Origin of the sequence: Janibacter melonis, from assembly GCF_003721155.3 — a bacterium.
GTDB lineage: Bacteria > Actinomycetota > Actinomycetes > Actinomycetales > Dermatophilaceae > Marihabitans > Marihabitans melonis.
This window is the reverse complement of record NZ_CP044548.2, coordinates 25,825-47,509: the sequence shown is the minus strand read 5'-3', so window position 1 is coordinate 47,509 and position 21,685 is coordinate 25,825. Positions and strand designations below refer to the sequence as shown.

Here is a 21,685-nt window from a genome sequence, read left to right as displayed (position 1 = left end):
ACGTTGACGTCAACGTAAAGCACGATGCGGGCCATGACAAGTCGTCCCGCTCCCCCGTCGTCGGACCCCGACGAGCGGTCCCGGAGATGGACGATCCGCGAGATCGCCGAGGAGTTCGGCATCACGCACCGCACGGTGCGCCACTACGAGGAGCTCGGTCTCATCAGCCCCGAGCGGGTGGGCACGACCCGCGTCTACCGGCGCCGTGACCGCACCCGGCTCGCGCTCGTGCTGCGCGGGCGACGCCTCGGCTTCCCGCTGGACGAGATCGCCAAGATCATCGACCTCTACGACGCGCCCCGCGGCCGGGCCAGCCAGCTCGAGTACGTCCTGGGGCAGATCGAGGAGCGCCGCGACGACCTCGAGCAGCGCCGCCGCGACATCGAGGACGCCCTCGCCGAGCTGGACACCTTCGAGCGGCGCTGCCGCGAGGACCTCGGGTCCCTCGCCCGCTGACCCGACTTTCGTCGACGGCCCACGAGGCCCCCCTTCGCGCGCGTAGGGTGCGACGACATCGCGACGGCCGGACCCACCGGGGGGAGACGGCCGTCGAAGACGAAGGAGTCACGATGCGTCCTGCAGTCTCTGCTGCCCTCGCGGTGCCGACCGCGGCCACGCTGCTCGTCCTCGGGGGGACGAGCGCGAGCGCCGAGGACCGCTACACGATGACGCTCCGCGACACGATGGGCAACGGCAGCGGCGCCACGGCCACCGTGATCATGGACATACACGACGACGAGATGACCCTGAAGATCACCGGCAAGGGCTTCGTGCCGAACGCGCCGCACGCCCAGCACTTCCACGGGTCCTTCGACGTCAACAAGGACTTCACCTGCCCGACGCCCGCGGCCGACGCGGACGGCGACGGCCAGGTGACGACGGAGGAGGGCCTGCCGACGTACGGCGACATCATCATCTCGCTGACGACGGAGGGCGACACGAGCCCGAAGAGCGGTCTGGCCGTCGACCGGATGCCCGTCGCGGACGCGAAGGGGCGTCTCACCTACGAGCGCACCTTCCCCCTGCCGAACGGCTCGGGTCGCAAGCTGCGCAACCTCCACGTAGTCCAGCACGGCCTCGATGCCAACGGCAACGAGAAGTACGACCTCGGGGCCCTCGGCGAGTCGACCTTCGCGCGCTCGGCCGGGGTGAAGGGCATCCCCGAGGAGGCGACGAACCCCGCGACGTGCGGCACCGTGAGCGGCGCCGCGGTCGGGGCGGCCCCGAGCGGTGGCGTCGACACCGGCGGCGGGTCGAGCGACGGGCTCGAGGCGAAGGGGGCCCTGGGCGGCGGCGCCGTCGCGATCCTCGCGGCCGGCGCGCTCGTCGCCTGCCGCCGGCGCCTCACCGGGGAGGGCTGAGCAGGCCCGGGCGGGCCCCCTTCGCGTCCCGTTGCTGCGGGGTGCTCAAGAAAAGATGCAATCGGTCCCATCCGACCTCGTGAGGACTCCGAACCCCTGTCACGACCGACCGACCCCAGGGGCCGGTCGACACCACGACAAGGGAGTCACGAATGCGTACCCTGACCAAGGCCAGCATGGTCGTCCCGGCAGCGGCTGCGATGCTGCTCGCCAGCGCCACGGGCGCGAGCGCCGAGGACCGCTACTCGATGAAGCTGCTCGACACGATGGGCAACAACAGCGGGTCGTCCTCGACCGCCGAGGTCACCGTCGACGGTGACGAGATGACGATCAAGATCCAGGGCAGCGGCTTCACCCCCAACTCGCCCCACGCCCAGCACTTCCACGGGTCCTTCGACGCCAACAAGGACTTCACCTGCCCCACCGCCGCGGACGACGCGGACGGCGACGGCCAGGTGAACACCGAGGAGGGTCTGCCCCGCTACGGCGACGTCATGATCTCGCTGACGACGAAGGGCGACACGAGCGCCAAGAGCGGCCTGGCCGTCGACCGCATGCCGGTCGCCGACGCGGACGGCAACCTCAGCTACGAGCGCACCATCGCGCTGCCGGCCGGTGCCGGCGCGAAGCTGAAGAACCTCCACGTCGTCCAGCACGGCCTGGACGCGAACGGCAACGACAAGTACGACATGGAGGCGCTCGGCGAGTCCAGCTTCGCCAAGTCGCTCGGCGTCGACGGCATCCCGGAGGAGGCCACGAACCCGGCCACCTGCGGCACCGTGAGCGGCGCTGCGGTCGGCGCGGCCCCGACCGGTGGCGTCGACACCGGTGGCGGCACGACCGACGGCGTGGAGTCGAAGGGGGCGCTCGGCGCCGGTGCCTTCGCCATCCTCGCCGCGGGCGCGATCGTCGCCACGCGTCGTCGTCCGGCCACGGAGCGCTGAGCGAGCCGTGTCGAAGCACGCCACTGACCGCAGTCGCCGCGCCACCGGCGTGGCGGCTGCGGTCGCGGCCCTCACCCTCGGTGGCGGGGGGCTGGTCGCCTACGGTCTGAGCCAGCAGGAGACGCGTGACCCCGCCTGGGTCGCCTCGTCCGGCGGGTCGCACGAGGGTCATGGGATGTCGTCCTCGGCGGCCGAGCCGAGCGGCTCGAGCACCTCTGGGTCCTCGTCCGGCTCCGCGGGCTCCGCTGACCCCCACGCCGGTCACATGGGCATGGGCGGGTCCAGCTCGTCGGGCTCCTCGAGCCCCACCGCGTCGCAGAAGCCGGCCGCACGCTACGTCCGCCCCAGCGGCGAGACCCTCGCGCGCTCCCAGCCGACGAAGGTCCGCATCCCCTCCCTCGACGTCTCGAGCACGATCGGCGAGCTCGGTCTGCAGCAGGACAAGCGGATGGAGGTGCCGCAGGACGGCACGAGCACCGGGTGGTACACGGGCAGCCCCACCCCGGGCGAGCTCGGCCCGTCGGTCCTCGCCGCCCACGTCACGTGGGACAAGAAGCCCGCGGTCTTCTTCGACCTCGGGGCGATGAAGAAGGGCCAGAAGATCGAGGTCGACCGCAAGGACGGCACGACGGCGATCTTCTCCGTCGAGGACGTCGGGCAGTACCCGAAGTCCGACTTCCCGACCGACGACGTCTACGGCACCGTCGACCACGCCGCGCTGCGGCTCATCACGTGCGGCGGGTTCTTCGACGGCGAGACCGGCCATCACGTCGACAACGTCGTCGTCTACGCGAAGCTCGTCGGCTCGCGCTGACGACGCAGGGAATCAGCCCCGGGGGGAGGCTGAGCCGGAGGGGACTGAGCCGCGGGGGGGCTCAGCCGGCAACCGGTCGAGATAGCTGTCGATCTCGGCCGCGGTGGGGGCGGTCGCCGGTCCGCGGCGGGTGACCTTGATGGCACCCGCGGCGTTGGACCGGCGGCACGCCTCGACCCAGTCGGTGCCCCGGGCGCGCTCCGCGACGAGGACACCGGTGTGGCAGTCGCCGGCGCCGTTGGTGTCCACCGCCCGCTCCGGGTAGCCCGCCACGAGGGTCGCCGGCAGATCGCCCGAGGCGACGGCGCACCCCTTCGCCCCGTCACGCACGACCGCCACCGCTCCCGGCGCGAGGTGCGCGAGAGCCGCCTGAGCGGCCATCGTCATCTCGACCTCGCCGGTGAGCGCCTCGCCCTCCTCGGCGTTCGAGGTCCACACGTCGGTGAGCGCCAGCGCACGACGCCGCACCGGCTCCTCGAGCTCGGCGAAGATCGCCCCCGGGTCGAGCACGACGTGCACCTGCGCGGGCAGGCTCTCCAGCCAGCCGAGCAGCGGGTCGCGGGTGCGCCCGACGAGGCTGTAGCCGCTGACGCACACGAGGTCCCCCGCGACGGGCTGCGAGGTCTGGAGGGACTCGACGGTGATCTCGCGCTCGGCGAGCTGCGTCGTGACGAAGGTCCGCTCGCCGCTCGGCTCGAGCATGACGACGCAGATGCCGGTGTCCTCGCCGCGCACGACGGGCGCCGACACGCCCACCCCCTCGGCGGCGAGCGCCTCGCGCACGAGGTCGCCGTTGGGGCCCTCGCCGTGCGCGCCGGCGTGGACGCACGTCGCGCCCGAGCGGGCGGCCGCGAGCAGGATGTTGACCGCTCCCCCGGCGTAGCGCTCGTAGCCCGACGCCATGGAGTTCGCGCCCCGGCGCGGCAGCGCGGGCACCTCGAGCACGGCGTCGACGAGGGCCTGTGCGGTGTGGATCACCCGGGGTGGCATGCGGCGATCGTAGGCGCAGCGGGCACACTGACGGCCATGACCGCCGCGCGCCGCTTCACCTCCGTCGAGCACACCTCGGCCGCCCTCGCGGAGGCGGGGTACATCGCCTCGGACGCCATCGCGACGACCGTGTACCTCGCCGACGTCCTCGGCAAGCCGCTGCTCGTCGAGGGGCCCGCGGGCGTGGGCAAGACCGAGCTGAGCAAGGCGGTCGCCGCGGCGACCGGCGCCGAGCTCATCCGGCTGCAGTGCTACGAAGGGGTCGACGAGGCGCGCGCCCTCTACGAGTGGAACCACGCGAAGCAGCTGCTGCGCATCACCGCCGCCGGCGCGCACCACGACAGCACCGGCGCGGACGAGGCCGACTGGCAGCACGTGCGCGACGACATCTTCACCGACGAGTTCCTCCTCGACCGCCCGCTCCTCAAGGCGGTCCGCTCCGAGCACCCCACCGTGCTGCTCGTCGACGAGCTCGACAAGGCCGACGTCGAGATCGAGGGGCTGCTCCTGGAGATCCTCTCCGACTTCGCCGTCACGGTGCCCGAGCTCGGCACGATCACCGCACGGCACACCCCCTTCGTCGTCCTCACCTCGAACGCGACGCGAGAGCTCTCCGAGGCGCTGCGGCGCCGGTGCCTCTACCTGCACATCGACTACCCCGAGGCCGCGCTCGAGCAGCGCATCGTCTCGCTCAAGGTCCCCGAGCTCGACGCGACGCTCGCCGAGTCGGTCGTGCGGCTCGTCGGGGCGCTGCGCGAGATGCGGCTGCGCAAGTCGCCGTCGGTCGCCGAGACCATCGACTGGGCGCGCACCCTCATCGCCCTCGGCGGCGACAGCCTCGACCCCGAGCTCGTGCGCTCCAGCCTCGGCGTCCTGCTCAAGCACCAGGAGGACATCGACACCGCGACCGCGCGGCTGGACCTCACCCGTGCCCTCGCCTGACCTCGACGCGACGACGGGCGACCCGCTGACCCGGCGGGTCGTCGACCTCGCCCGCGCGCTGCGCCAGCACGGCGTCTCCGTCGGACCGTCCGAGAGCGTCGACGCGGCCGCCGCGTGCGCCGCCCTCGGCGTCACCGACCGCGAGCGTCTGCGCGCCGGGGTGGCCGCCGCGATGATGCGGCGCGAGGGCGACCGGGCGGTCTTCGACCAGCTCTTCGACATCTACTTCCCGGCAGCCGTCGGCGACCGGACCGAGGTCGGCGAGGTCGAGGCGGCCCGTGACCCGGCGAGCGCGCGCGAGGCCGCGGCCCGCCTGCGCGACGAGCTCGCCGACGCGCTGGCCGCCGACGACGCGGCCGCCCTCGACCGGCTCGCCGCGCGCGCGGTCGCCGAGCTCGGCGCCCTCGCCAACGAGGCGACGACCGGCAGCTACTCCGCGGCCCAGGCGCTCGAGCGGCTCGCCCCGCAGACCGCGATCGCGGCCGCCCTCCAGCGCGCCCGCGACGCGGGCCGGGTCGTCTCGGGCTCGGGCGAAGGGGGCGGTGGCGGCGGCTCCGGCAGCGGCGGCACGCAGGGCGGCGGGTCCGGTGGTGGGTCAGGCACAGGCGAGCAGGTGGAGTCGCTGACCGACCGCTTCGACCGCGACGAGATCCGCGGGCGGGTCGCGGGCTTCCGCCGACGGGTGGAGCGCGAGGCGACCCGGCGCAACGCCGAGGTCCGCGGGGCCGAGCGGATCAGCCGCTACGGCGTGCGCGACCCCCTGGCGCGCAAGGACTTCCTGCTCACCGGGACGACCGAGGCGGGCGAGCTGCAGGCGGCGATCCGACCGCTCGCCCGCAAGATCGCCGCTCGGCTCGCGGCCCGGCAGCGCCGCGCGTCGCGGGGGTCGGTCGACATCCGGCGCACCTTGCGGCGGGCGATGTCGACCGGAGGGGTGCCGGTGCGCCCGGCCTACAAGCACCGCCACCGCTCGCGCGCCGATGTCGTGCTCGTGTGCGACATGTCCGGCTCGGTGTCGGGCTTCTCGCGCTTCACGATGCTGCTGCTGCAGGCGCTGTCGACGCAGTTCCGGCGGGTGCGCTTCTTCGGCTTCGTCAACATCTGCGACGACATCACCGAGATCGTCACGAGCGCGCGGGTCGGCGAGGACATCCGCACCGAGGTCGCGCAGCGCGCGAGCATGTCGCGCTGGCACGGCAGCAGCGACTACGGCAGCGCGCTCACGGACTTCGTCGACCGCTGGCTCGACGCCGTCGGCCCCCGCAGCACGGTGCTCGTCCTCGGCGACGCCCGGACCAACGGCACCGAGCCGCACGTCGAGGCGCTGCGCACCATCGCCGCGCAGGCCCGCCACGTCGTGTGGCTCAACCCCGAGCCGCGGGCCCAGTGGGACAGCGGGGACTCCGTCGCCGGCCGCTACGGGCAGGTCGTCGACATGCACGAGGTCCGCAACCTCGACCAGCTGCGCCAGTTCGTCGCCCGCGCCCTCCCGGTCTGACCCGCCCCTCCCCCGTCGCCGACCCCTCCCCCTTCGCCGACCCCTCCCCCTTCGCCCCGGCCTCCCCCGTCGACCGCCGCCCCCCCCTTCACCCGGCCTCCGACAAAACCCTGCCAGCAGCCTTTCGACGTGGCGGGACCCTGTCGAAGGGGTCCTGGCACGTCAAGACCCAGCCAGCAGGGTTTTGTCGGAGGGGGGCAGGATCTCCACGAGATCTCCAGATCGACCTCCGAAGGCCTGCAGGTGGGGCTCCCTAGCCTGGGCTCATGCCGCTCGATCCCGTCCCCGCGCCACGTCGCGTCCTCGTCGTCGAGGACGACCCGACAATCAACCAGGCCCTGTGCGACCGCTTCGCCGCGGAGGGCTTCGCCGTCGAGCGGGCGGTCGACGGACCGGGCGCGGTCGACACCTTCGAGCGCACCGCGCCCGACGTCGTCGTCCTCGACCTCATGCTCCCCGGCTTCGACGGCCTCGAGGTGATGCGCCGGATCCAGCCGCTGCGCCCCGTGCCGGTGCTCGTGCTCACCGCCCGCGACGAGGAGGCCGACGTCGTCCTCGGTCTCGGGCTCGGTGCGGACGACTACCTCACCAAGCCCTTCCGGATGCGCGAGGTGCTCGCCCGCGTGCACGCCCTGCTGCGCCGGGTCGACCGCGCCCGCGAGCTCGCCGACCCGGGTACGCCGGTGCTGCGGCACGACGGCCTCGAGCTCGACCCGCGGACCCGTCGCTGCACCGTCGAGGGCACGGAGGTGCACCTCACGCCCACGGAGTTCGACCTGCTCGCGCTGCTCTGCGCCGACCCCGGCACCGTCGTGCGGCGCGAGCGGATCGTCGCCGAGCTTTGGGGCTGGGACGAGAGCCTGGGCAGCCGCACCCTCGACAGCCACGTCAAGGCGGTCCGGGCGAAGGTGGGCGCGCACCGTCTGCGCACCGTCCACGGAGTCGGGTACGCCCTGGCCGACGAGACGCCGTGATGGACCGTCACGAGCCCCTCGCGGGCGTCACCTCCATCCGGACCCGGCTCGCCGTGCTCGTCGGCGCGAGCGTCGTCGTCGCCGCGCTCGTCGGTGCGCTGGGCACCGACGTCGGCGTGCCGCTGTGGATCTCGCTGCCGGTGACCATCGCCCTCGCCCTCGTCGTGACGCGCTGGCTCGCCACGGGGATGACGACCCCGCTGCGCGAGATGACGGCGGCGGCGAGCCGGGTCGCGGCCGGCCACTACGACGTGCGGGTCACCGACTCGCGGACAGACGAGATCGGTGCCCTGTCGCGCGCGCTGTCGTCGATGGCCCGCGACCTCGGCGCCGCGGACGAGCACCGGCGTCGTCTCGTCGCGACCGTCGCCCACGAGCTGCGCACCCCCCTCGCCGCGCAGCAGGCCCTGCTCGAGAACCTCGTCGACGGCGTCACCGCACCCGACGACGCCGCGCTGCAGCAGGCGCTGCACCAGTCCGAGCGGCTCGGAGCGCTCGTCGCCGACCTGCTCGACCTCTCCCGCGACGACGGGCGCGGTGCGCCCATGACCCCGCAGCGCGTCCCCGTGCGCGAGCTCCTCGACCGCGCCGTTGGCGAGGCCGCGCTCCAGGGCCGCTCGGTCGAGCTCGTCGCGCGCGTCGACCCCGAGGACCTCGTCGTCACCGCCGACCGCGGTCGCCTGCAGCAGGTGCTCGCCAACCTCGTCGACAACGCCCTGCGCCACTCCCCCGAGGCGGGCACGGTCACCCTTCGTGCGGCGCTGGCCGGACCCGACCACTGGTCGCTCACCGTGGAGGACGAGGGGCCCGGCCTCGCGCCCGACCGCGCGGAGCGCCTCTTCGACCGCTTCGGCAGCGGTGGCGACGCGGCCGGCGGCACCGGGCTCGGCCTGGCCATCGTCGGCTGGGTCGCGGCGATGCACGGCGGCCGGGTCGAGGCCCTCCCGCCCCGAGAGGGCTCCTCCCCCGGCGCCCGGCTGCGCATGACCCTGCCCCTCGACCCCTCCGCCCGACTCCAGGAGCCCGTGATGAGCACACCCGACCCCGCCCTGCCCGCACCGACGGTGCCGACCGTCGCACCGCTGCCCGACGTGCTCGACCAGCCCCGCGGCTGGGTCCGCCGGTGGTGGCCGGAGCGCGACGAGCGCCCGCAGACGCGGGCCGTCGGGGTGGCGCTGGCCGTCGGCGCGCTCGCCGCCGTCGTGCTCCCCGGGCACGACCCCGGCCTCGGGCTGCTCCTCGTCCTCGTGGCGGGCGGGGTGAGCCTGTGGGTCGCCTCGCCGCGCCGGTCGCGCCCGCTCTCCTTCGTCGTCGCCGCGCTCGCGTTGCCGCTCGCCCTGACGACGGTGCTGCGGGCCGACTTCGGGCTGGTCGTCCTCGCCCTGCTCACCGCCGCGGTGCTCGCGATGCTCGCGTGCACCGGCGCCCGCTCCCTGCCGGGTGTCGCCGCGGGTGTCCTCGCCTGGCCGGGCGCCGCGCTGCGCGGCCTGCCCCTGCTCGACCGGACCCTGCGGGCGAGCGCACGCCGAGGACAGGTGTGGTCGACGGTGCGGGTGGCCGCGATCTCGCTCGTGCTGCTCCTCGTCTTCGGCGGGCTGCTCGCCAGCTCCGACGCCGTGCTCGGCTCCTGGGTCGACGCCGCGCTGCCGGAGATCGGGGACGACGCCGTCTTCCGGGTCTTCACCTTCGTCTTCTTCGCCGGCGTCACGCTGTGCGGTCTCTACGTCGCGATCAACCCGCCGGCCGTCGACGCGGTCGAGCCCAGCGCGGCCGTCGGCTACCGGGTGCCACCGCGGGAGTGGCAGGTGCCGCTCGTCGTCGTCATCGCCGTCTTCGTCGCCTGGCTCGCGGCCCAGGCCGCCTCGCTCGTCGGCGGCCACGAGTACGTGCTGCGCACGACCGGAGTCACCTACGCCGAGTCCGCCCGCGAGGGGTTCGCCCAGCTCGCCCTCGTCACCGCGCTGACGATCGGGCTCGTCAGCCTCGTGCGCACGTGGGGTCGCGCGGAGCGCGCGGCCGACCGGCGCCTGCGCACCGGGCTCTGCACCGCCCTGTGCGTGCTCGCCCTGCTCGTCGTCGGCTCGGCCCTGCGCCGCATGGCGCTGTACCAGGAGGCCTACGGGTGGACCGTCACGCGGGTGGCCGCGGACCTGCTCGAGATCTGGTTCGGCGTCGTGCTCCTCGGCGTCCTCGTCTCGCTCTACGTGCCCTGGCGGCGGTGGTCGGGCCGCTTCGTCGTCCTCACCGGTGCGGCGACGATGCTCGTCCTCACGGTCGGCGACGTCTCCGCCTTCGTCGCCGGGCGCAACATCGCGCGCTACGAGGCGACGGGGCGGATCGACACCGAGTACCTCACGTCGATGAGCGCGGACGCCGCGCCGACGATCCACGCGAGCTCGCTGCCCCGAGACGTCAAGGCCTGCGCGCTGGCTCGGTGGTCCGACCCGGACGAGGGGGTGCCGGCGTGGAACCTCTCGCGGCACCGCGCCCAGGAGATCGCCCGCGTCTACGTCGGTGACCCGGCCGCCGCGACCTGCCCGTCCGGACCCCGCTGGTCCTAGTCCCCCACGGCCGTCGCACGTCGGGCGTAGCCTGACGCCGATGCGTCCAGCGACCTCGTCACTGGCGACCCTGAGCCGCCTCGTGCGCCCCACGCACGCCTCCGCGTGCGTGGGGTGGTCCGCGCACGCGGAGGGGGTCGACCGTCTCCTCGCCTCCTTCGCAGCGGTCCCCGCCGAGCAGCAGGTGCGGCTGGCCAAGAGCACCTCGAACCTCTTCCGCGAGCGCTCGCGCGCACGCGGGCCCGGCCTGGACACGAGCGGTCTCACCGGGGTCGTCGAGGTCGACCCGGCGACCCGCACCGCCGAGGTGCAGGGGATGTGCACCTACGAGACGCTCGTCGACGCGACCCTCGCGCACGGGCTCCTCCCGCTCGTCGTCCCGCAGCTGAAGACCATCACCCTCGGTGGTGCCGTCACCGGGCTGGGCATCGAGTCGACCTCCTTCCGTCACGGCCTGCCGCACGAGTCGGTGCTGTCGATGGACGTGCTCACCGGGACCGGCGAGGTCGTCACCGCCGCGCCCGACGGGACCGCCGAGGAGCAGGCCCTGTGGCGCGGCTTCCCCAACTCCTACGGCAGCCTCGGCTACGCGGTGCGGCTGCGCATCGAGCTCGAGGAGGTGCCCCCCTTCGTCGCCCTGCGCTCGGTGCGCCTGGACGACCTCGACGCCGTGCAGGACACCCTCGCCCGGGTGGCCGAGACCGGCGCGCACGACGCCGAGCGGGTGGACGCGGTCGACGCCGTCGTCTTCGCCGCGGACGAGTCCTACGTCGTCCTCGCCCGGTGGAGCGACGAGCCCGGGCCGACGAGCGACTACACGGGCCAGCAGGTCTACTACCGCTCGCTCCAGCACCCGAGCGGCACGACCCACGACCGCCTCACGATCCGTGACTACGTGTGGCGCTGGGACACCGACTGGTTCTGGTGCTCGCGCGCCTTCGGCGCCCAGGACCCACGCGTGCGGCGGCTGTGGCCGAGACGATGGCTGCGCAGCAGCGTCTTCTGGCGTCTCGTCGCCCTCGACCGCCGGTTCGCGGTCGCCGACCGGCTCGAGCGCCGCGCCGGCCGCCCGCCCCGCGAGCGCGTGGTCCAGGACGTCGAGGTCGAGGTCGGTCGCACCGCGGACTTCCTGCGGTGGTTCCTCGCCGAGGTGCCGGTCGAGCCGGTCTGGCTGTGCCCGCTGCGGCTGCGCGAGAGCTCCGACGCCCCCGGCGCCGACCGCCCGTGGCCGCTCTACCCCCTTCGTCCCGGGCGCACCTACGTCAACATCGGCTTCTGGTCGACGGTGCCCGCCACCCCCGGGGACCCCAGCGCCTGCAACCGCGCCGTCGAGCTGGCCGTGGGGCGCATGGGCGGCCACAAGTCCCTCTACTCCGAGGCCTTCTACGACGAGGCGACCTTCGCCGCCCTCTACGGCGGTGATCACGCGCACCGTCTCAAGACCCGCTTCGACCCCGGGTCCCGCTTCCCGACCCTGTACGACAAGGCGGTCCGACGACGATGACGACGCAGACGACGACCCGCGACCGGATGAGCGTCGCCGAGATCCTCCAGGCCTTCCTGCCCGCCGACGCACCGCTGCGGGTGTGCGCCTACGACGGGTCGGTCTTCGGCTCTCCGGACGCCCGCCTCGAGATCGAGGTCCTCTCCCCACGCGCGGTGCAGCACGTCGTCACCGCGCCGGGCGACCTCGGGCTGGCCCGGGCCTACCTCTCCGGCGAGCTGCGGCTCGGGGGCGTGCACCCCGGAGCCCCGCACGACCTCTTCGCCGTCCTCGAGCACCTGCGCAAGGAGGTCGCCCGCCGGCCCGACGCCCGCACCCTGGCCCGGGTGGCCCGCTCGCTCGGGCCGTCCGCCGTGCGACGCCCACCGGTCCCGGACCTCGAGGCACCGCCCGGCTGGCAGCGGGCCCTGCACGGGCTGCGCCGGCACACCCGGGCCCGCGACCTCGAGGTCGTCTCCTCCCACTACGACGTGTCGAACCGCTTCTACGAGCTCGTCCTCGGGCCGTCGATGACGTACACGTGCGCCGTCTACCCCGACGAGGGGGCGACCCTCGAGCAGGCGCAGGAGCACAAGTACCGCCTCGTGCACGACAAGCTCGCGCTCGCCCCGGGCGACCGGCTCCTCGACCTCGGCTGCGGGTGGGGCGGCATGGTGCGCCATGCCGCCCGTCGTGGGGTGCGCGCGCTCGGCGTCACCCTCAGCGCCGAGCAGGCCGCGTGGGCGCAGCGCGAGATCGAGCGCGAGGGTCTGGGCGATCTCGCCGAGGTGCGCCTGCAGGACTACCGCGACGTGCCCGAGCGGGACTTCGACGCCGTGAGCTCGATCGGGATGACCGAGCACATCGGGCGCGACCACTACGGCGAGTACTTCGGCGAGGTCCGCGAGCTGCTGCGCCCCGGCGGGCTCTTCCTCAACCACTGCATCACCCGGCCGGTCACCTCCGGGCCGGCCCGCGCCGGCCGCTTCATCGACCGCTACGTCTTCCCCGACGGCGAGCTGAGCGGCGGGGGCACGGTCCTCGCGGCGATCCAGGACGCCGGGCTCGAGGTGCACCACGCCGAGAACCTGCGCCAGCACTACGCACGCACCCTCGCGGGCTGGTGCGCGAACCTCGTCGAGCACTGGGACGAGTGCGTGGCCGAGGTCGGCGAGCCGAAGGCCCGGCTGTGGGGCCTGTACATGGGCGCCTGCCAGTACGGCTTCGAGACCGATGTCACCGAGCTCTTCCACGTCCTCGCCCAGCGGCCGCTGGCACCGCGCCGGCCGGCACCGGTCCCCCTTCGCCCGTGGTGGGGCGGGTAGCCCGGCCTCGACGCGACGAAGGACCCGACCAGCCGGCCGGGTCCTTCGTCGTCGAGCCGTCGCTCAGGCGTCCTTGCCGAAGGTGGTGGGGTCCGGGCCGATCCGCCCGTCCGAGCGGTCGAGGCCCTCGATCGCCTTGAGGTCGTCGTCGTCGAGCGTCACCTCGGTCGCCGCGAAGTTCTCCGCGATGCGCGAAGGGGTGACCGACTTGGGGATGACGACGTGGTCGAGGGCGAGGTGCCAGGCGATGACGACCTGCGCCGGGGTCGCGTCGTGCTTGCGCGCGAGGTCGAGGATCACCTCGTCCTGCAGCAGCTCGCCGCCCTGGCCCAGCGGGCTCCACGCCTGGGTGACGACGGCGTGCGAGCGGTGGAAGTCGCGCAGCTCGCGCTGCTGGAAGTACGGGTGCAGCTCGACCTGGTTGATCGCCGGCATGATGCCGGTGAGGTCGCTGGCGCGCTGGAGGTGCTCGGGCTCGAAGTTGCACACGCCGACGGCCCGGGTCAGTCCCTCCTCGCGGACCGCGAGCAGCGAGCGCCACGCCTGCGCGTAGCGGTCGGCCGCCGGGACGGGCCAGTGCATGAGGTAGAGGTCGACCTGCGTCAGGCCGAGGCGCTCGAGCGAGCCGCGCAGCGCGGTGCGCACGGTGTCGACGTCGCCCTGGTCGTCGTTCCAGAGCTTCGTCGTGACGAAGATGTCCTCGCGCGGGTACGGCGCGTGCTCGAGCGCGCGGCCCACGCCGGCCTCGTTGCCGTAGATCCGCGCGGTGTCGATGTGCCGGTAGCCGGCACCGAGCGCAGCCGCGACCGGCGCCTCGACCTGGTCGTCGTCGACCTGGAAGACGCCGAAGCCGAGCTGGGGGATGTCGACGCCGCCGGAGGAGGGGTCGAGGTGCACGTTCTTCACATCAGCCATGTCCTCGACCCTAGGCGCTGCAGCCCCGGCCCGGCCCCCTCGCGCGGGCCGTTGTCCAGGTCATAGTCACCTCACGACCGGCGCCCGCACGACCCCGCTACAGTCCCCCTCATGGCCATCAGCAAAGTCCTCATCGCCAACCGTGGCGAGATCGCAGTCCGTATCGCCCGCGCGTGCAAGGACCACGGCATCGGCTCGGTCGCCGTCTACGCAGACCCCGACCGCGAGTCGCTGCACGTCACGGTGGCCGATGAGGCCTACGCCCTCGGCGGCACGACGCCCGGCGACTCCTACCTGCTGCAGGACAAGCTGATCGAGGTCGCCCGGCAGGCCGGCGCGGACGCGGTCCACCCCGGCTACGGCTTCCTCGCCGAGAACGCCGAGTTCGCCCAGGCCGTCATCGACGCCGGACTGACCTGGATCGGCCCCTCCCCCGAGGCCATCGACGCGCTCGGCGACAAGGCCAAGGCCAAGCACATCGCCGTCAAGGCGCAGGCCCCCCTCGCGCCCGGGACGAAGGACCCGGTCAAGGACGCCGACGAGGTCGTCGCCCTCGCCCAGGAGTTCGGGCTGCCGGTCGCCATCAAGGCGGTCTACGGTGGTGGCGGGCGCGGTCTCAAGGTCGCCCGTACCCTCGAGGAGATCCCTGAGCTCTACGAGTCGGCGGTGCGCGAGGCGGTCACCGCCTTCGGCCGCGGCGAGTGCCTCGTCGAGAAGTTCCTCGACCGCCCGCGCCACGTCGAGACCCAGTGCCTGGCCGACCAGCACGGCAACGTCGTCGTCGTCTCGACCCGCGACTGCTCGCTGCAGCGCCGCAACCAGAAGCTCGTCGAGGAGGCGCCCGCACCCTTCCTCACCGACGAGCAGAACGCCGAGCTCGTCCGCGCCTCGAAGGCCATCCTGCGCGAGGCCGGCTACGTCGGCGCCGGGACCTGCGAGTACCTCGTCGCCCAGGACGGCACGATCAGCTTCCTCGAGGTCAACACCCGCCTGCAGGTCGAGCACCCGGTGACCGAGGAGGTCACCGGCATCGACCTCGTGCGCGAGCAGTTCCGCATCGCCGACGGCGAGGAGCTCGGCTTCGACGACCCCGCCCCGCGCGCCCACTCCTTCGAGTTCCGGATCAACGGCGAGGACGCCGGCCGCGGCTTCATCCCCGCCCCGGGCACCGTCTCGGCGATGACGATCCCGCAGGGCCCGGGCGTGCGCTGGGACGCCGGCATCGTCGCCGGCGACACCGTCGCCGGCGCCTTCGACTCGATGATCGCCAAGCTCGTCGTCACCGGCAGCACCCGTGAGCAGGCCCTCGCGCGCTCCCGCCGTGCGCTCGACGAGCTGCAGGTCGAGGGCATGCCGACCGTCCTGCCCTTCCACCGCAAGGTCGTCTCCGACCCCGCCTTCGCCCCCGCGGACCCGCAGGAGGCCTTCTCCGTGCACACGCGCTGGATCGAGGAGGAGATGGTCAACGACATCGCCCCCTACGGCGGAGAGGTCGCCGAGGGCGAGGAGACCGGTGAGCGCCAGCGCGTCACCGTCGAGGTCGGCGGCAAGCGCCTCGAGGTCGTCCTGCCCGCCGGGCTCGCGCTCGGTGGCGGTGGCGGTGCCACCGCCAAGAAGAAGGCCCCCCGCCGCAGCGGCGGCAAGAGCGGCGGCGCCGCCGCCTCCGGCGACTCCCTCACCGCGCCGATGCAGGGCACGATCGTCAAGGTCGCCGTCGAGGAGGGGCAGAGCGTCGCCGAGGGCGAGCTCGTCCTCGTGCTCGAGGCGATGAAGATGGAGCAGCCGATCACCGCGCACAAGGCCGGCACCATCACCGGCCTCGCCGCCGAGGTCGGGGCCACCGTGAGCAACGGCGCCGTCCTCGCCGAGATCAAGGATGCCGACGGCGCCTGACCCTCCGCGCGGACGACGAAGGGGGGCGGTCACCGGATCGGTGACCGCCCCCCTTCGTCGTGCGGTGGTGCGACGGGCGCTCGCGCGCCGCCCGTTCAGCCGCGCAGCTCCTCGCCACCGGGCGGGGTGCCGTCGGTCTGCGTCTGGGGGTCGAACTCAGGCTGGGTGCCCGGCAGCGGGTCGGGGTCGCTCTGCGGCGGCGGCCCCGGGGTCGGCGTGCCGCCCGGCTGGGGCTCGGGGGTGACACCGGGCAGCGGGCTCGGCTCGCCGCCCGGGGTCTCGCCGGGCACCGCGGGGGCGTTCGGGTCGCCGGGCTGGGCATCGCCCTGCGCGGGCGGGACGGGGTTGGGTGCGGGGATCTGCTGGTCGCTCATCCGGGCCTCCTCATCGGTCCCGGCGGACGCTCCGCCGGGCCGCTCCCGACGCTACGCCGCGATCAGGCCTCGGTGGGGTGCAGGCGCCGGGCCGCCTCGGCGAGCGTGCCGCTCAGCGAGGGGTAGACGGTGAAGGTGGCGGCGACCTGGTCGACGCTCAGCCTGTTCTGGACCGCGAGGGAGAGCGGGAAGATCAGCTCCGAGGCGCGCGGGGCGACGACGACGCCCCCGAGCACGGTGCCCGCGCCGCGCATCGAGAACATCTTGACGAAGCCCTCCGAGATGCCGAGCATCTTCGCCCGCGGGTTGCGCGCGAGCGGCATCGTCACGGCCTCGACCTCCTCGCTGGCCTCGGCCTGCGCCGCGGTCATGCCGACCGTGGCGATCTCGGGGTCGGTGAAGACGTTGGCGCTCACGGCGCCGAGACGAAGGGGGGCCACCGCGTCGCCGAGCGCGTGGGACATGGCGATCCGGCCCTGCATGGCCGCGACAGAGGCGAGTGCGAAGACGCCGGTGCAGTCGCCGGCGGCGTAGACGCCGCGCACCGACGTGCGCGAGACGCGGTCGACGGCGACGTGCCCGGACTCGCTGAGCTCGACCCCGGCCTCCTCGAGCCCGAGGCCCGAGGTCTGCGGCACGGCACCGACGGCGATGAGCACGTGGCTGCCCTCGACCTCGCGGCCGTCGGTGAGGGTGACGACGACGCCGTCCCCGCGGCGCTCGGCGGAGGCCATCCGCGACCGGTTGAGCACAGTCATCCCGCGCCTGCGGAAGACGTCCTCGATGACGGCCGCGGCGTCCTGGTCCTCCCCGGGCAGGACGAGGTCGCGCGAGGAGACGAGGGTGACGCGGGCGCCCAGGCCGAGGAAGCCCTGCGCGAGCTCGGCACCGGTGACGCCCGAGCCGACGACGACGAGGTGCTCGGGCAGCTCGGTGAGCCCGTAGATCTGCTGCCACGTGAGGATGCGCTCGCCGTCGGGCTGCGCCGTGGGCAGCACGCGCGGGGTGGCACCGGTCGAGACGAGCACGACGTCGGCCTCGAGCCGCTCGTCCCCCTCGTCGGTCGTCGCGACGACGACGCCGGGCGACTCGAGACGGCCCGTGCCGGAGACGACCCGCACCCCGACCTCGTCGAGACGGGCCGAGATGTCGCTGGACTGGTGGGCGGCGAGGTCGAGCACGCGGCGGTTGACCTCGCCCAGGGCGGCGACCGTGTCGGTGACGGCGTCGCCCTCGCCGTCCTCGAGGTGGACGCCGAGGTCAGCCGCGGTCTCGAAGGCCGACATGTAGTCGGCGGTGGCGATGAGGGTCTTGCTCGGCACGCAGTCGGTGAGCACCGCCGCGCCGCCGATGCCGTCGCGGTCGACGATGGTCACCCGCGCACCGAGGTGCGCGGCGACGAGGGCCGCCTCGTACCCGCCGGGGCCGCCGCCGATGATCACCACAGAGCTGTCGCGCGTCGTCACGGCCCCCATCCAACCACCCCGGCCGGGGCGCGGCGGTGGCCGCTCAGCCCGCGATAGCCTGCCCCCCGTGCATGACGACCCCGCCGCCCTCGACCTCGACGACCCCGCGACCGACCCGATGGACGTGGCCCGTGCCGCAGCAGCGGTGATCGCGGAGCGCACCGGGGCGCCGCGTCACGACGTCGCCCTCGTCCTCGGCTCGGGGTGGGGCCAGGCCGGCGACCTCGTCGGCGAGACCCTCGCGAGCATCGAGCAGGACGAGGTGCCGGGCTTCGCCCGGGCCAGCGTCGCGGGGCACTCGGGCGTCATGCGCTCGGTCGCCATCGGCGAGACGGGGCGTCGCGCCCTCGTCTACGGCACCCGCACGCACTACTACGAGGGTCGCGGCGTCCGGGCCGTCGTGCACGCGATCCGCACCGCGGCCGCCGCCGGGTGCTCGACCGTCGTGCTCACCAACGGCTGCGGCGGGCTGCGCCCCGAGTGGGGCCCGGGCACCCCGGTCCTCATCAGCGACCACATCAACCTCACGGCGACCTCGCCGATCGAGGGCGCGACCTTCGTCGACCTCACCGACCTGTACTCGAGCCGGCTGCGCGCCGTGGCTCGCGAGGTCGACCCGGGTCTGGATGAAGGGGTCTACGTCCAGTTCCGCGGTCCGCACTACGAGACCCCGGCCGAGGTGCGGATGGCCGGCACCCTGGGCGGCGACCTCGTCGGCATGTCGACCTCGCTCGAGGCGATCGCCGCCCGCCAGGCCGGTCTCGAGGTCCTCGGCATCTCACTAGTCACCAACCACGCCGCCGGCGTGAGCGACCAGCCGCTCTCGCACGACGAGGTCGTCGCCGCCGGGCAGGCCGCCGCGCAGCGCTGCGGCCGGCTGCTCGCCGACATCGTCGGCCGGATCTGACCGGGCCCGCCATGAGCTACACCGGGCGACACTCCGACGCCGCGTCCGCGGACTCCGACCTGCTCGACGCGGCCCGCGACTGGGCCGCCGACGACCCCGACCCCCAGACCCGCGCCGAGCTGCTCGACGTCGTCGACGTCGCCGCGGCCGGCGGCCCCGGCGCGGAGGCTGCCCTGGCCGACCTCGCCGACCGCTTCAGCGGGATGCTCGAGTTCGGCACCGCCGGGCTGCGCGGCGCCATCGGCGCAGGGCCCAGCCGGATGAACCGCTCGGTCGTCATCCGTGCGGCCGCCGGCCTCACCGCGACGATCGCCGCCGACCAGGCGGCCCGCGCGGGCGCCGAGGAGGGGGGCTCCCCCTTCGCCCCGGCGGACGTGCCCGTCGTCGTCATCGGCTACGACGCCCGCCACGGCTCCGACGTCTTCGCGCGCGACACGGCCGCCGTCGTCACCGCCGCCGGCGGGCGCGCGATGGTGCTGCCGCGCACCCTGCCCACGCCCGTGCTCGCCTTCGCGACGCCGTGGACCGGGGCCGACGCCGGCGTCATGGTCACCGCGAGCCACAACCCGCCGCAGGACAACGGCTACAAGGTCTACCTCCACGACGGCAGCCAGATCGTGCCTCCCGTCGACGCCGAGATCGCCGGGCACATCGCCGCGATCCGCCGCACCGCCGACGTGCCGCTCGCGGAGGACGGGTGGGTGACCCTCGACGAGGGGGTCGTCGACGCCTACCTCGACGCGATCACCTCGCTCGTGCCCGCCGGCTCGCCGCGCGACGTGCGCATCGTCCACACCGCGCTGCACGGCGTGGGCACGGAGACGGTCACCGCGGCGCTCGACCGGGCCGGCTTCCCCGAGCCGGTCCTCGTCGCCGAGCAGGCCGAGCCCGACCCCGACTTCCCCACCGTCGCCTTCCCCAACCCCGAGGAGGACGGCGCGCTCGACCTCGCGCTCGCCGCTGCCCGGGGTGCCGACGCCGACGTGCTCATCGCCAACGACCCCGACGCCGACCGGTGCGCGGTGGCCGTGCCGAGCCCCGACGTCGAGGGCGGCTGGCGGCTGCTGCGCGGCGACGAGCTCGGCGCGCTGCTCGGCAGCCACCTCATCATGCGCGGGGTGCCGCAGGGGCACGCCTTCGCGTGCTCGATCGTCAGCTCCCGCCTGCTCGCCGCGATGTGCGCAGGGGTGGGCGTGCGCCACGAGGAGACGCTCACCGGATTCAAGTGGATCAGCAAGGTCGACCGGCTCGCCTACGGATACGAGGAGGCCCTCGGCTACTGCGTCGCACCGCAGTGGGTCAAGGACAAGGACGGCGTGAGCGCCGCGCTGCTCGTCGCCGAGCACGTCGCGATCCTCAAGTCGCACGGGCGCACCCTGCTCGACGTCCTCGACGACCTGCACCGGGAGTACGGCGTGCACGCGACCGACAGCTTCTCCGTGCGGGTCGAGCGGGTCGAGCAGGTCGCCCCGATCATGCAGCGGCTGCGCACCGCTCCCCCGGCCGCCGTCGCCGGTGTCGAGGTGACGCGGTGCGACGACCTCGCCGAGGGCGTCGACGGGCTGCCCCCGACCGACGCGCTGCGCTGGTACCTCGCCGACGGGTCGCGCGTCATCGTGCGTCCGTCGGGCACCGAGCCCAAGCTCAAGGTCTACCTCGAGGCGGTCGAGCAGGTGCGGGGCGACGACCTCGTCGGTGCGCGGTCGGTCGCGGACGAGCGGCTCGCCGCCCTGCGCGCGGACCTCACCGCCCTCACGGCGCTGTGACCGGCCGGGCCCACCACCCACCGCGCCGCCACGACGAGCCCGTGCGACGCGGCCGCGTCGTCGTGCTCGCCGGCCCCTCGGGCAGCGGCAAGTCGCGCCTGGCCGACCGGCTCGCCGAGCGCTTCGGCTGGCCCGTCGTCCGGCTCGACGACTTCTACCTGCCCGAGGACCACCCGGACCTGCCCCGCAGCGCCGAGCTCGGCATCGCCGACTGGGACGACCCGCGGTCGTGGGACGGCGAGGCCGCGGCGGAGTGCATCGACCGGCTGCTGCGCGAGGGCTACGCCGAGGCGCCGGTCTACGACATCTCGACCTCGTCGGTCGTCGGGCGTCACGAGCTGCGCAGCCGCCCGGGCGACCTCGTGGTCACCGAGGGGATCTTCGCCGCCGAGATCATCCCCGAGCTGCGCGCCCGCGGCCTGCTCCACTCGGCGTGGTGCGTGCGGCACCGACGACTCGTGACCTTCGCGCTGCGGCTCGTGCGCGATCTCGCCGAGCGGCGCAAGCCGCCGCTCACGCTCGTGCGTCGCGGGCTCGTGCTGCTGCGCGAGGAGCCGGCGGTCGTCGCCGGGCACGTCGCCGCCGGCGCCCGGGCGGCCAGCCCCCGCACCGTCGAGCGGCTCCTCGTGTCGACCGCGCAGCGGTCGCGCTGAGCCCGCCCGCATGCGCCGTACCCTGGTGCGCATGAAGGCCTACTCCCCCGGCGACACCCTCACCGTCCAGGACGTCGCCGATCTCGTCGACCACGCCCTGCTCAAGCCCGAGCTGACGCCGCAGGAGGTCTCCGCGGCCGTCTCCGAGCTCGCCGCCCAGCGCATCTGGAGCGTCTGCGTGCGCCCGAGCGACGTCGCCCTCGCCGCGCAGACGATCGCCGCCGTCGAGGGCTCCCCCACGCGCGTGTGCACGGTCATCGGCTTCCCCCACGGCACGACGACGACGGCGACGAAGGTCGCCGAGTCGCAGCAGGCCCTCGCCGACGGTGCCACCGAGCTCGACATGGTCCTCAACATCGGCCGCCTGCGCGGCGGGGACGTCCAGGCCGTGCGCGACGACATCGCCGCGGTCGTCGAGGTGGGCCACGCCGCCGGCGTGCTGGTCAAGGTGATCTTCGAGACCGCGCTGCTCGACGAGCGGGCGAAGATCGACGCCTGCCGGGCGAGCGCCGACGCCGGCGCCGACTTCACGAAGACCTCGACCGGCTTCGCCGGCGGAGGGGCGACCCTCGCCGACGTGCGCCTCATGCGCGAGCACACCCCCGAGGGCATGGAGGTCAAGGCGTCCGGGGGTGTCCGCGACATCCCGACCCTGCTCGCGATGCTCGCCGAGGGCGTCACCCGGATCGGCACGTCGAGCACGCAGACCTTGCTCGCCGAGGCCGAGCGCTACGCCGCCTCGGGCGACCTCGTCGTGCCCCACCCGGGCCAGGACTGCGCCGTCCCCGCCGTCACCGGGTACTGACCGTCGCTGGTCGA

Annotated in this window: 19 protein-coding genes; 15 read left to right on the top strand and 4 right to left on the bottom strand. The window is 74.2% G+C overall.

Annotated features, from left to right (window positions below; genetic code table 11):
- Positions 1-33 precede the first annotated feature (33 nt).
- From EEW87_RS00210 to EEW87_RS00195, 4 genes are all read left to right on the top strand, one after another.
- Positions 34-456, top strand: coding sequence for a MerR family transcriptional regulator (locus EEW87_RS00210; RefSeq protein ID WP_123091145.1), 423 nt, complete (start codon positions 34-36; stop codon positions 454-456).
- A 113-nt stretch (positions 457-569) separates the two neighbouring features.
- Positions 570-1,361: a hypothetical protein gene (locus tag EEW87_RS00205; RefSeq protein ID WP_123091146.1), complete on the top strand. Its 792-nt coding sequence runs from the start codon at positions 570-572 to the stop codon at positions 1,359-1,361.
- 152 nt (positions 1,362-1,513) lie between these two features.
- Positions 1,514-2,305 carry a hypothetical protein gene (locus EEW87_RS00200; protein ID WP_123091147.1) on the top strand — a complete coding sequence of 264 codons (792 nt, stop codon included), beginning with the start codon at positions 1,514-1,516 and terminating at the stop codon, positions 2,303-2,305.
- Positions 2,306-2,312: 7 nt separating this feature from the next.
- Complete coding sequence (locus EEW87_RS00195; RefSeq protein ID WP_148041528.1) at positions 2,313-3,119, top strand: class F sortase; 807 nt, start codon at positions 2,313-2,315, stop codon at positions 3,117-3,119.
- 12 nt (positions 3,120-3,131) lie between these two features.
- On the opposite strand, the gene EEW87_RS00190 is transcribed toward EEW87_RS00195, so the two are convergent.
- Positions 3,132-4,109 carry a PfkB family carbohydrate kinase gene (locus EEW87_RS00190; protein ID WP_123091149.1) on the bottom strand — a complete coding sequence of 326 codons (978 nt, stop codon included), beginning with the start codon at positions 4,107-4,109 and terminating at the stop codon, positions 3,132-3,134.
- Positions 4,110-4,145: 36 nt separating this feature from the next.
- On the opposite strand from EEW87_RS00190, the gene EEW87_RS00185 reads away from it, so the two are divergent.
- From EEW87_RS00185 to EEW87_RS00160, 6 genes are all read left to right on the top strand, one after another.
- A complete protein-coding gene (locus EEW87_RS00185; RefSeq protein WP_123091150.1) occupies positions 4,146-5,051 on the top strand; it encodes an AAA family ATPase in 906 nt (301 codons plus the stop codon).
- Positions 5,038-6,549 carry a VWA domain-containing protein gene (locus EEW87_RS00180; RefSeq protein ID WP_192826133.1) on the top strand — a complete coding sequence of 504 codons (1,512 nt, stop codon included), beginning with the start codon at positions 5,038-5,040 and terminating at the stop codon, positions 6,547-6,549. The genes EEW87_RS00185 and EEW87_RS00180 overlap by 14 nt, the downstream gene beginning before the upstream one ends.
- A gap of 266 nt (positions 6,550-6,815) precedes the next feature.
- Positions 6,816-7,523, top strand: coding sequence for a response regulator transcription factor (locus EEW87_RS00175; RefSeq protein WP_123091151.1), 708 nt, complete (start codon positions 6,816-6,818; stop codon positions 7,521-7,523).
- Entirely contained in the window at positions 7,523-10,084 is a 2,562-nt protein-coding gene (locus tag EEW87_RS00170; RefSeq protein ID WP_123091152.1) for a DUF4153 domain-containing protein, read from the top strand. The genes EEW87_RS00175 and EEW87_RS00170 overlap by 1 nt, the downstream gene beginning before the upstream one ends.
- A 40-nt stretch (positions 10,085-10,124) precedes the next feature.
- A complete protein-coding gene (locus EEW87_RS00165) occupies positions 10,125-11,588 on the top strand; it encodes an FAD-binding oxidoreductase (protein ID WP_123091153.1) in 1,464 nt (487 codons plus the stop codon).
- Complete coding sequence (locus tag EEW87_RS00160) at positions 11,585-12,892, top strand: SAM-dependent methyltransferase (RefSeq protein ID WP_225985056.1); 1,308 nt, start codon at positions 11,585-11,587, stop codon at positions 12,890-12,892. Before EEW87_RS00165 ends, EEW87_RS00160 begins: the two co-directional genes overlap by 4 nt.
- A gap of 63 nt (positions 12,893-12,955) precedes the next feature.
- Here EEW87_RS00160 and EEW87_RS00155 read toward each other — a convergent pair whose 3' ends face one another.
- Positions 12,956-13,807, bottom strand: coding sequence for an aldo/keto reductase (locus EEW87_RS00155; protein ID WP_123091154.1), 852 nt, complete (start codon positions 13,805-13,807; stop codon positions 12,956-12,958).
- A gap of 111 nt (positions 13,808-13,918) precedes the next feature.
- Between EEW87_RS00155 and EEW87_RS00150 the strand changes: the two genes are divergently transcribed.
- Complete coding sequence (locus EEW87_RS00150; protein ID WP_123091155.1) at positions 13,919-15,700, top strand: acetyl/propionyl/methylcrotonyl-CoA carboxylase subunit alpha; 1,782 nt, start codon at positions 13,919-13,921, stop codon at positions 15,698-15,700.
- A gap of 95 nt (positions 15,701-15,795) precedes the next feature.
- Here EEW87_RS00150 and EEW87_RS00145 read toward each other — a convergent pair whose 3' ends face one another.
- Together EEW87_RS00145 and EEW87_RS00140 are read right to left on the bottom strand one after the other, a co-directional pair.
- Positions 15,796-16,074, bottom strand: coding sequence for a hypothetical protein (locus EEW87_RS00145; RefSeq protein ID WP_123091156.1), 279 nt, complete (start codon positions 16,072-16,074; stop codon positions 15,796-15,798).
- 62 nt (positions 16,075-16,136) lie between these two features.
- A complete protein-coding gene (locus tag EEW87_RS00140) occupies positions 16,137-17,660 on the bottom strand; it encodes an NAD(P)H-quinone dehydrogenase (protein ID WP_123091543.1) in 1,524 nt (507 codons plus the stop codon).
- On the opposite strand from EEW87_RS00140, the gene EEW87_RS00135 reads away from it, so the two are divergent.
- From EEW87_RS00135 to deoC, 4 genes are read left to right on the top strand one after another with little or no spacing between them, the layout of a single operon-like run.
- Positions 17,659-18,447, top strand: coding sequence for a purine-nucleoside phosphorylase (locus EEW87_RS00135; RefSeq protein WP_123091542.1), 789 nt, complete (start codon positions 17,659-17,661; stop codon positions 18,445-18,447). The genes EEW87_RS00140 and EEW87_RS00135 overlap by 2 nt on opposite strands.
- Before the next feature lie 11 nt (positions 18,448-18,458).
- Complete coding sequence (locus tag EEW87_RS00130; RefSeq protein ID WP_123091157.1) at positions 18,459-20,213, top strand: phospho-sugar mutase; 1,755 nt, start codon at positions 18,459-18,461, stop codon at positions 20,211-20,213.
- Between the two features lie 41 nt (positions 20,214-20,254).
- Positions 20,255-20,866: a uridine kinase family protein gene (locus tag EEW87_RS00125; protein ID WP_224766920.1), complete on the top strand. Its 612-nt coding sequence runs from the start codon at positions 20,255-20,257 to the stop codon at positions 20,864-20,866.
- 31 nt (positions 20,867-20,897) lie between these two features.
- On the top strand, positions 20,898-21,671 hold the full coding sequence (deoC, locus tag EEW87_RS00120) for a deoxyribose-phosphate aldolase (RefSeq protein ID WP_123091158.1): 774 nt from the start codon (positions 20,898-20,900) through the stop codon (positions 21,669-21,671).
- Positions 21,672-21,685: the final 14 nt, after the last annotated feature.